The 4906-nt window shown below is 57.8% G+C and carries 5 protein-coding genes and 1 pseudogene; 3 read left to right on the plus strand and 3 right to left on the minus strand.

Features of this window, described 5'->3' with window-relative positions; all coding sequences use genetic code 11:
* Positions 1-155: 155 nt before the first annotated feature.
* Positions 156-740, minus strand: coding sequence for a YajG family lipoprotein (locus tag ACIQVE_RS25445; protein ID WP_007912832.1), 585 nt, complete (start codon positions 738-740; stop codon positions 156-158).
* Between the two features lie 204 nt (positions 741-944).
* Here ACIQVE_RS25445 and ACIQVE_RS25450 point away from each other — a divergent pair, with 204 nt between their 5' ends.
* A complete protein-coding gene (locus tag ACIQVE_RS25450; RefSeq protein ID WP_402813767.1) occupies positions 945-1178 on the plus strand; it encodes a hypothetical protein in 234 nt (77 codons plus the stop codon).
* Between the two features lie 706 nt (positions 1179-1884).
* A complete protein-coding gene (gene mqo, locus ACIQVE_RS25455; protein ID WP_402813770.1) occupies positions 1885-3393 on the plus strand; it encodes a malate dehydrogenase (quinone) in 1509 nt (502 codons plus the stop codon).
* Positions 3394-3638: 245 nt separating this feature from the next.
* On the opposite strand, the gene ACIQVE_RS25460 is transcribed toward mqo, so the two are convergent.
* The gene (locus ACIQVE_RS25460; RefSeq protein WP_402813773.1) at positions 3639-3926 is read right to left on the minus strand and encodes a PA4642 family protein; all 288 of its coding nucleotides are present in this window, start codon (positions 3924-3926) and stop codon (positions 3639-3641) included.
* A gap of 168 nt (positions 3927-4094) precedes the next feature.
* Complete coding sequence (locus tag ACIQVE_RS25465; RefSeq protein ID WP_402813776.1) at positions 4095-4652, minus strand: hypoxanthine-guanine phosphoribosyltransferase; 558 nt, start codon at positions 4650-4652, stop codon at positions 4095-4097.
* A gap of 177 nt (positions 4653-4829) precedes the next feature.
* Between ACIQVE_RS25465 and upp the strand changes: the two are divergent.
* Positions 4830-4906 (plus strand): annotated as a pseudogene (gene upp, locus ACIQVE_RS25470) (uracil phosphoribosyltransferase); the annotation flags it as partial.

Genomic DNA, 4906 nt, shown 5'->3' on the forward strand with positions numbered 1-4906 from the left:
GCGTGTAATCTCTCTGACTGCGTCTTCCGCCCGTATCCATTGCGCCCTCCTGATAAAAAGCCAGAAGGTGTAAACCTTATTCAGGACGCGACACCGCCCACAAAAAAGCCCGAAACCATCACTGGCCCCGGGCTTTTTCACATCAAGAGACCCGCTTATTCAGCCAGCACCTGACCCACGGTCGGATCCTTGAACAGACGCGTCAGCGCATCGCTCAACACATCGCTGACCAGTTTGGTGTTGGTTTCCTGGTTCGGCGCCATGCCGAAACGCTGGTCCAGTGAAGCACCGTAACGGCCACTGTAGCGACGGTTGGCGTTCTGCACGTCGGAGCGGAAGGTCGCGCCGATGGTCGCTTCAGTCACGTACATGCCTTCTTTGGGCGACTGATACTTCAGCTCGGCCAGGGTCACGGTCAGTTGCGGCGCGTTTGGCGCGTTGTTGGTCGGGGTGAACCCGAGCAAGCGCACGGCGGCTTCAGCCTGAGCCTGCAACTTCGGCAGGATTTGCTCGCGCTGCACGGTGATGGCACTGGTCTCAGGGTACAGACCGCCACGGGTGCCCAAGGTTGGCGACGGACGACCGTCAACTACTCGCACCACAACAGGCTGGCCACGGCCGACCGCAGGCAACTGCGTGGTCAGCTTCGGTTCCGGACTCAGTTGTTGCGGGCTGTGGGCGCAGCCGGCCAGAGTCAAACCGGCCACAGTGATCAAACCGAACAACAGGCGTTGCAACATGCTTTCTCTCCAGAATCAGGCACAAACAGGCCGGCAGTATAGCGGTGGGCCACTGCGGGTCACCAGCGCCCGACAGTGAATACTGAAATGTCTGACAAACCCCGTCGAAAGCGGTTCCTGTCACAGATTATTCACCCCCCATACATGTTCACGTCACGGCTTGCCGGCATCCTTCAAATCAGTCCTCCAACAAGGTACTCGGCCATGCGTTATCTGATCTCGTTGTTCGCGCCACGCCCGCTGCATCGCTGCTTTGCCCTGCTCGACCGTAACGGACACTGCCAGGCGTTCAAGCAGTGCAGCCTGCAACCGATGGGCGATGGCTGGGTGGAAATCGAAGAAATCCGCCTCACTTGGCTGAACCAGCCGCTGCCCGCCAGCGCCCGGGTCGTACCGCGTCAAATGCGCGCACGGGCGCAGGTGCAGTTGAGCATCTGACCGGATGCCTAATAAAAGTCATTAAACTCGACCAACTCCGCGCATTTCTTCGATACAATCTCCCCCCGATTATAAGGACGTCTCCTGATCGGGCCCCGCAACACCGTCAATGCGCTTGCATTGGCATCAAAAATCGCCCACAGAGAGCCGCCCACACAGATCGAGTGAAGTTGGCGCGCTTGCCTGTTCTTCCGGCAAAACCCCGCTTTTCGCGAATCTGCAGAGCTGTCATTACGCTCGGCCACCGCGTTGTTTTGCCCTTGCGGGCAGGGTGCCAGGCATGGACAGCCCTTTTTGAGGTTCACGTCTTCAAAAGAGCGTGAAAAAAACGGGTTTTCACAACTTCACAAGAGTGTGGCGAGCAAATGAATAGTTTTGCGTCTGAACATGCACCATTAGCGTCTGAAACAGCCCAACGACACAGGACCGCGTATACCTCGAATACCGGAGCCTGAAGCCTGTCCGCTACGGATTTGGTTGCACAAAAACGGATGTCTCGACCATAAGTCGAATTGCCAGCCGCGCGCTGAAATGAGTTCATTGAGCTCTTGAAGCAGGCCGCATGCATCCGTCGAAGTTGCGAAAAATTGCGAAGATTCGGACATGGCGAACCTGACCACGGATAGCCGGGACATAATTGACCTGTCCCTGAATGCCTGGCGGCCATGCCGACAATTTGGTGCTGCAGATTTTGGAGACGCGTTAAATGGCGCATAACGAAGCAGTCGACGTAGTACTGGTTGGGGCCGGCATCATGAGTGCCACCCTTGCAGTGCTGCTCAAAGAGCTCGATCCGGCGATCAAACTGGAAGTTGTCGAGCTGATGGACTCCGGTGCTGCGGAGAGTTCCAACCCGTGGAACAACGCCGGTACCGGCCACGCTGGCCTGTGCGAGCTGAACTACACGCCGCAAGCGGCCGACGGCAGCGTCGACATCAAAAAAGCCGTGCACATCAATACCCAGTTCGAAGTGTCCAAGCAGTTCTGGTCGTACCTGACCAAAAAAGGCACCTTCGGCTCGTGCAAATCCTTTATCAGCCCGGTGCCGCACCTGAGCTTCGTGCAGGGTGATGGCGGCGTGTCCTTCCTCAAGTCACGCTTCGATGTGCTGAGCAAGCACCACGCTTTCTCCGACATGGAGTACACCGAAGACAAGGCCAAAATGGCCGAGTGGATGCCATTGATGATGCCGGGCCGTTCGAGCGATGAAGTGCTCGCCGCGACCCGCGTGATGAACGGCACCGACGTCAACTTCGGCGCCCTGACCAATCAGTTGCTCAAGCATCTGACCAGCGCTCCCGACGCCCAGGTCAAATACTGCAAGCGTGTGACCGGCCTCAAGCGTAACGGCAGCGGCTGGACCGTCAGCATCAAGGACGTCAACAGCGGCAGCAGCCGTGAGGTCGATGCCAAATTCGTCTTCCTCGGCGCCGGTGGCGCGGCCCTGCCATTGCTGCAGGCTTCGGGCATCGAAGAAAGCAAAGGCTTCGGCGGCTTCCCGATCAGCGGCCAGTGGCTGCGCTGCGACAACCCGCAAGTGGTCAAACAGCACCAGGCCAAGGTTTACAGCCAGGCTGCCGTAGGTTCGCCACCGATGTCGGTGCCGCACCTGGACACTCGCGTGGTCGATGGCAAGAAATCCCTGCTGTTCGGGCCATACGCCGGTTTCACCACCAAGTTCCTCAAGCACGGTTCCTTCATGGACCTGCCGCTGTCGGTTCGCGCCGGCAACATCGGGCCGATGCTGGCGGTGGCAAAAAACAACATGGACCTGACCAAGTACCTGGTCAGCGAAGTGATGCAGTCGATGGAACAGCGTCTGGAATCCCTGCGCCGTTTCTACCCGGAGGCAAAAGCCGAAGACTGGCGCCTGGAAGTGGCTGGCCAACGGGTGCAGATCATCAAGAAAGACCCGAAAAAGGGCGGCATCCTGCAATTCGGTACCGAACTGGTCGCGGCCAAGGACGGTTCCCTTGCGGCCCTGCTCGGCGCCTCGCCAGGTGCGTCGGTAACCGTTTCGATCATGCTTGAGCTGATCGAGAAGTGCTTCCCGGGCAAAGCGTCTGGTGAATGGGCTGGCAAACTGGCGGAAATCTTCCCGGCCCGTGAAAAAGTTCTGGAAACCGATGCTGCGCTGTATCGCAAGATCAACTCGCAGAACAACATCGCCCTGGAACTGGTTGAAGAAAGCAGCGAGACGCCAAGCTACGCTTGATCGCGCCGCATAAAAAACGCCCCGCAGCTCAGTGAGTGCGGGGCGTTTTTTTTGGCCGATGAAACTGAAATTGCTGGCTCAGCTGACTTTATGGTGAGGGGATTTATCCCCGATCGGCTGCGCAGCAGTCGCAAACTATTGAATGAGGTATGCCTGACACACCCTGCGCTCAGGCTTTGGGGCCGCTGCGCTGCCCATCGGGGATAAATCCCCTCACCACAGTTTTTGTGTAAGACCAGAAGGTCTCAGGTGCGGGCCTTGTCGATCAGCTCGATGTATTCCGGGGCGTTGCGCTGATCCTTGATCTGATCAACGAACGTCTGGCCCTGCTCGTCCTTGCCATCGACGTCATACCCGGCCGCAACAAAGAACGTGAGAAACCGCTCGAAGTCGTCGATACGCAGACCACGGTAAGCCTTGATCAGTTTGTGCAGCGACGGCGAAGTGGCGTCGACTGGTTCAAAATCGAGAAACAGCTTGATCTGCTCATCGCCGATCTCGTCACCAATCACTTGTTTCTTATCTTTACGCATTGCCGACTCCAGCTCGCTGACATGACACGGGGCGGGCAGTTTACCCCTGCCCTGCCGCCGGGCTCAACGCGAATGCACGGTGTCGTTGCGCAACAGATCGATCACCACAAACAAAACAACTGTGGGAGCTAGCAGGCTAGCTCCCACAGGGATTGGGGGTTTGCGGAATTACATGCCTTTAACGGCAAAGATCCCGTTGGCGTTACGCCAGTAGCCTTTGTAGTCCATGCCGTAACCGAAGATGTAACGGTCGATGCACGGCAGGCCGACGAAATCGGCTTTGAGGTCAGGACGCGCCTTGCGGTCGTGATCCTTGTCGATCAGCACGGCGGTGTGCACTTTGCGCGCGCCGGCGTGTTTGCAGAAGTCGATGATCGCGCCCAGGGTATGACCTTCATCGAGGATGTCGTCGATGATCAGCACGTCGCGGTCGATGAACGAGACTTCCGGCTTGGCTTTCCAGAACAGGTCGCCGCCGCTGGTTTCGTTGCGATAGCGGGTAGCGTGCAGGTAGGACGCTTCCAGCGGGAAATGCAGATGAGTCAGCAGTTTGCCGGAAAAGATCAGCCCGCCGTTCATCACGCAGAACACCACCGGGTTGCTCTCGGCCAGTGTTTCGTTGATTTGTGCACCGACGCGGGCAATGGCGGCCTCGACTTCAGACTCGGTGTACAGGCAGTCAGCCTCTCGCATGATTTGACGGATATGCTCGAGATCAGCAGACATGGCGCTCTCCGGGGGGTGGTTGACGGGGGGTATAGTCGCGAAAAGCGGGCAAAGGTACGCATCTCGCACGGCTGAATCAAGCCTTTATGGACTAACGTACTCTATGTCCTATAGGACATCACCCTCGGATAGATTAATCTAGGCCGGTTTTTTTGCCCGCCGCCGGAGCCTTTCCCCATGTCCATCCAAGAGATCCGCCATCCGCTGATCCGTCACAAACTTGGCCTTATGCGCCGTGCTGACATGAGCAGCCA

It is taken from the genome of Pseudomonas sp. NPDC098747, assembly GCF_044760045.1.
Taxonomy (GTDB): Bacteria; Pseudomonadota; Gammaproteobacteria; order Pseudomonadales; family Pseudomonadaceae; genus Aquipseudomonas.

Coding starts and splice junctions, on each gene's coding strand:
- ACIQVE_RS25445 (WP_007912832.1), bottom strand. CDS start 740: ATGTTGCAACGCCTGTTGTTCGGTTTGATCACTGTGGCCGGTTTGACT.
- ACIQVE_RS25450 (WP_402813767.1), top strand. CDS start 945: ATGCGTTATCTGATCTCGTTGTTCGCGCCACGCCCGCTGCATCGCTGC.
- mqo (WP_402813770.1), top strand. CDS start 1,885: ATGGCGCATAACGAAGCAGTCGACGTAGTACTGGTTGGGGCCGGCATC.
- ACIQVE_RS25460 (WP_402813773.1), bottom strand. CDS start 3,926: ATGCGTAAAGATAAGAAACAAGTGATTGGTGACGAGATCGGCGATGAG.
- ACIQVE_RS25465 (WP_402813776.1), bottom strand. CDS start 4,652: ATGTCTGCTGATCTCGAGCATATCCGTCAAATCATGCGAGAGGCTGAC.